The sequence below is a fragment of the Mesorhizobium sp. M7A.F.Ca.MR.362.00.0.0 genome (assembly GCF_004023175.1).
In the GTDB taxonomy this organism is placed as follows: Bacteria; Pseudomonadota; Alphaproteobacteria; order Rhizobiales; family Rhizobiaceae; genus Mesorhizobium.
Map to the genome: position 1 here is coordinate 1 of NZ_RZTF01000349.1, position 4,900 is coordinate 4,900.

Genomic DNA, 4,900 nt, shown 5'->3' on the forward strand with positions numbered 1-4,900 from the left:
CGGCTTCGAGGATTTCCGTACCTTTTCCTCAGGCTCGATCCTGCTCGATGCCTTTTTCGAGGCCGGCGGCAATCTCTTCGACACCGGCTATGTCTATGGCGGCGGCTATACCGAGAAGCTGCTTGGCGAGTGGTTGAAAAACCGTGGCGTACGCGCGCAATCGGTGGTCATCGCCAAGGGCGCGCATTCGCCGCTCTGCTATCCCGATGTGATCGGCAAGCAGCTCGACCAGACGCTCGAACGCCTGCAGACCGATCATGTCGATGTCTATTTCATGCACCGCGACAATCCCGATGTGCCGGTCGGCGAATTCGTCGATGCGATGGATCGTGAGGTCAAGGCCGGCCGCATCCGCGGCCCGTTCGGCGGCTCGAACTGGACGATGGAACGCATGGATGAGGCGATCGCCTATGCCGAACGCACCGGCAAGCAAAAGCCTGGCGCGCTGTCCAACAATTTCTCGCTGGCTGAAATGCTGGAGCCGATCTGGGCAGGCTGCGTCACGTCCTCCACGGATCCATGGAAGGCCTGGCTGACATCCAGGCAGATGCCGAATTTCGCCTGGTCGAGTCAGGGGCGCGGCTTCTTCACCGATCGCGCAGGTCGGGACAAGCAAGACAATGAGGAACTGGTGCGGGTCTGGTACTCCGAGCGGAATTTCGGCCGCCGCGACCGGGCGGTCGAACTTGCCGCGAGACTGGGCAAGAGCCCGATTCATATTGCGCTGGCCTATGTGCTCGCTCAGCCCTTCCCATCCATCCCGCTGATCGGGCCACGCACGCTGGATGAGCTGGACGACAGCCTGCGCGCTCTCGACATCACGCTGTCGCAAGCCGATCTCGAATGGCTGGATGGCGGCAGTCGGCGCGCTGCCTAGCTGGCTGCCTTTTTAACCGTCGCGGCGTCAGGTCTCGTCATCAGGCGCCCTGACGCCACGCCTGGCCGGTGTCCGCAAATTGGCATACATGCCGGTGGTGCGGAATTGGCTCGGCGTGATGCCGTAGCAGCGGCGGAAGACTTTTGAAAAATAGTTCGCGTCCTCGAAGCCGCACAGGATGGCGACCTCCTTCACCGGCAGAAAATCCGCCTTGGTCAGCAGCTTCGCCGCGCGTTGCAGACGCTGCTGCAGCACGAACTCGGCCGGCGGCAAGCCTTCGCTCTCGGCGAAACAGCGTGAGAAATGGGCCCGGCTGAGGCCGCTGATCTGGACCAGGTCCGCCACCGGCAGCGGCCTGTCGAGATTGGCATTGATGTGATCGATGACCGGCTGCATGGCGCTCTGTTTTTCGGCAAAGGCATGGGAGCCGAAGACATCGTCATAGAGCGCCATCGCAGCCTCATAGGCGACCGCCGAAGCAGCACCCGGCGAAGCGGCCCCTTTGATCAGGCGCAGGCTGCAATCGGCAAGATGATCGATCGTCGCCTGCTGCAGCCGAAATACCGGACCCGAGACGCTGAGGATCGACTTGTGGATGCGCAGCGCCTCCTCGCCGTTCATCGAAATCCAGAAATATTCCCAGCGCTCATCCCCGGCCAGCCAGTAGCGGTGGTTGTGCGGCACCAGCACCAGCAATGTGTCGTTCTTCTGCAGGCGGTAATTGCGGTTCTCGTAGCGCAGCCGGCCGGTTCCGCTGATCGTGTGTTGGAGCACGGTGAACGGCGTCTGGCCGCGCCTGCGCCCATCCCAGTCGTAGATCTCGTCCTCGCGCACTTCATAGCCCGTGCTCGTCGGCATGGCGTGCAGGCGCTGGCGGCCGCGCGGCAGCGAGATCGTGCGCATGGACTGTCCGTTGTTTATCAAATCCTGCAGCACAAAATTACCCTTGAAAGCATAATCCTTCTCTGGTCGCGCTCGCGAATAAGCGCATAATCGCCGTCGAAAAGCGAGAGAGATCCGCAGTCGAGGAGCGGACAGGGAGGTTGGCGAGCCGGTTTCCGGCTTGTCCTGCACACATGCCACGGCATGTGGCAACAGCTTCCCATTGTCATTCCTTGCCTGCAATTCGAAATGGAATGAGGTGCGGCTGGTGAGTTTCAAAATCGCTATCATCGGTGCCGGCAGCGTCGGCTTCACCAAGAAATTGTTCACCGACATCCTGTGCGTGCCCGAATTCAAGGACATCGAATTTGCGCTCACCGATGTAAGCGAGCACAACCTTCAGATGATCAAGGCGATCCTCGACAGGATCGTCGAGGCAAATAGGTTGCCGACCAGGGTGACGGCGACGACCGACCGCCGCAAGGCGCTCGAAGGCGCACGCTACGTCATCAGTTGCGTGCGGGTCGGCGGTCTCGAAGCCTATGCCGACGATATCCGCATTCCCCTAAAATACGGCATCGACCAATGCGTCGGCGATACGATCTGCGCCGGCGGCATTCTCTATGGCCAGCGAAACATCCCGGTGATCCTGGATTTCTGCAAGGACATGCGCGAGGTCGCCGAGACGAACGTCAAATTCCTGAACTACGCCAACCCGATGGCGATGAACACCTGGGCGGCGATCGAATACGGCAAGGTCGACACTGTCGGGCTCTGCCACGGCGTCCAGCACGGCGCCGAACAGATCGCCGAGGTGCTGGGCGCCAAGTCCACGCAGGAGCTCGATTATGTCTGTTCCGGCATCAACCATCAGACCTGGTTCATCGACCTGCGCCTGAACGGCCGCCCCATTGGCAAGGACGAACTGGTGGCCGCTTTCGAGGTGCATCCGGTCTATTCCAGGCAGGAGAAGCTGCGCATCGACGTTCTGAAGCGCTTCGGCGTCTATTCGACCGAGAGCAACGGCCATCTTTCCGAATATCTGCCCTGGTACCGCAAACGTCCCGACGAGATCACGCGCTGGATCGATATGTCCGACTGGATTCACGGCGAGACAGGCGGGTATCTGCGCTACTCCACCGAAACCCGCAACTGGTTCGAGACGGAATATCCGCAGTTCCTCGAAGCGGCGTCAAAGCCGATCGACCGGGCGAAGCGCTCCAACGAGCATGCCAGCCACATATTGGAGGCGCTGGAGACCAACCGGGTCTATCGCGGCCACTTCAACGTCAAGAACAATGGCGTGATCACCAACCTGCCGCAGGATGCCATCATCGAGTCGCCCGGCTTCGTCGACCGTTTTGGCATCAACATGGCCGCCGGCATCACGTTGCCGGAGGCCTGCGCCGCCACCTGCATCGCTTCGATCAACGTCCAGCGCATGTCGGTGCATGCCGCGATATCAGGCGACATCGATCTTCTGAAGCTCGCCGTGCTGCATGACCCGCTGGTCGGCGCGGTTTCGACGCCGGAGGAAGTCTGGCAGATGGTCGACGAAATGGTCGTCGCCCAGGCGGCCTGGCTGCCGCAATATGCCCATGCGGTTCCGGCGGCCAGGGAGCGGCTGTCGACATCCCAGGTGAAGACCCGCGAGTGGGCGGGCGCCGCACGGCGCAGCGTTCGCTCGATCGAGGAATTACGCGCCGAAAAAGCCGCGCTGAAGCAAGCCGGCTGAGACGAGCCGGCAGAGACGGGCCGGCTGAGACGGGCCGGCTGGAAATTCATGCGGTGATGGTGGATCCAGGGGAGGCGGATCCACTGCCACGACACCGTTTGAATTCGAGGAGAGGCGGAGCGGGTGCAAACGCTCCGGACAAACAAGAGGGAGAGAGACCGTGAGGAATTTCCGCAATATCGGCCTTGCTGCCGGACTGACGCTGAGCGTCTCGGTCTCGGCACTCGGTGCTTACGCTTCCGAACCGACGGTTCCGCCGGCGCCGACACCGTTTCCCGCCGAAGGCAAGATCAACTATGTCGCGCGAGACTCGATCCTGGAGTTCAAGGCGCTCCCCGAATATCACGAGCCCGACTGGGTCACCGAGAAATACGTCAAGACCGGCAAGCTGCCGCCGGTAAAAGACAGGCTGCCGAAGGAGCCGCTGGTCTACAAGACGGGCAACATGCAGGACGGCATCGGCGTCTATGGCGATACGATGCGCCACGTCATCGGCGGGCGGCCGGAAGGCTGGAACTACGGCGCCGGTCAGACGCAAGGCTGGGGCGGCATCGACATCGGCCTCTCCGAATGCCTGACGCGCACCGCCCCGCTGTTCCAGGTCGAGGCCAAGGACACCGAGCCGCTACCGAACCTGGCCAGGAGCTGGGATTGGTCGAGCGATGGCCACAAGCTGACCATGCACCTCATCGAAGGAGCGAAGTGGTCGGACGGCGTGCCGTTCAATGCAGACGACGTCATGTTCTACTGGGACGACGAGGTGGTCGATCCCAACGTCTCGCCGCTGAACGGCGCCACGCCGGAAACCTTCGGCGTCGGCACGACGCTGAAGAAGATCGACGACTACACCGTCGAATGGACCTTCAAGGATGCCTTCCCGAAGCAGTACCTGTACGCCATGGCCTACGGCACTTTCTGTCCTGGCCCCGCGCACATCCTGAAGCCGCAGCATCCGAAATACTCGAAGAACACCTACGATCAGTTCAAGAATGCCTTCCCGCCGGAATTCATGAACATGCCGGTGATGGGTGGCTGGGTCCCGGTCGAATACCGGCCGGACGACATCATCGTCATGCGCCGCAATCCCTATTACTGGAAGGTCGACGAGAAGGGTAACCAGCTGCCCTATCTCAACGAACTGCACTACAAGCTGTCGACCTGGGCCGATCGCGACGTCCAGGCGGTCGCCGGCGCGGCCGACTTCTCCAATCTGGAGCAGCCGGAAAACTTCGTCGCCTCGCTGAAGCGTGCGGCAGAGGCGAACGCACCGGCCCGTCTTGCTTTCGGCCCGCGGCTCATCGGCTACAATCTGCGCTTTAATTTTTCCGCCAATGGCTGGGGCAATCCGGACGAACGCGGCCAGGCGATCCGCGAGCTGAACCGCAACGAGGATTTCCGCAAGGCCG

4 protein-coding genes are annotated in these 4,900 nt (G+C 61.7%); 3 read left to right on the forward strand and 1 reads right to left on the reverse strand.

The window, feature by feature from the left end:
* On the forward strand, nucleotides 1-877 hold an 877-nt coding region (locus EOC06_RS29420; RefSeq protein ID WP_164898801.1), incomplete at its 5' end, for an aldo/keto reductase.
* Nucleotides 878-904: 27 nt separating this feature from the next.
* On the opposite strand, the gene EOC06_RS29425 is transcribed toward EOC06_RS29420, so the two are convergent.
* Nucleotides 905-1,780, reverse strand: coding sequence for an AraC family transcriptional regulator (locus EOC06_RS29425; protein ID WP_127397671.1), 876 nt, complete (start codon nucleotides 1,778-1,780; stop codon nucleotides 905-907).
* 247 nt (nucleotides 1,781-2,027) lie between these two features.
* Here EOC06_RS29425 and EOC06_RS29430 point away from each other — a divergent pair, with 247 nt between their 5' ends.
* Both EOC06_RS29430 and EOC06_RS43825 read left to right on the forward strand, forming a co-directional pair.
* Entirely contained in the window at nucleotides 2,028-3,494 is a 1,467-nt protein-coding gene (locus tag EOC06_RS29430; RefSeq protein ID WP_128309436.1) for an alpha-glucosidase/alpha-galactosidase, read from the forward strand.
* Between the two features lie 160 nt (nucleotides 3,495-3,654).
* A partial coding sequence (locus EOC06_RS43825) for an ABC transporter substrate-binding protein (RefSeq protein ID WP_245470182.1) occupies nucleotides 3,655-4,900 on the forward strand: 1,246 nt, incomplete at its 3' end.

What these genes read in the sequence shown, in the direction of transcription:
- EOC06_RS29425 (WP_127397671.1), bottom strand. Translation starts at nt 1,780, where the DNA reads ATGCGCACGATCTCGCTGCCGCGCGGCCGCCAGCGCCTGCACGCCATG.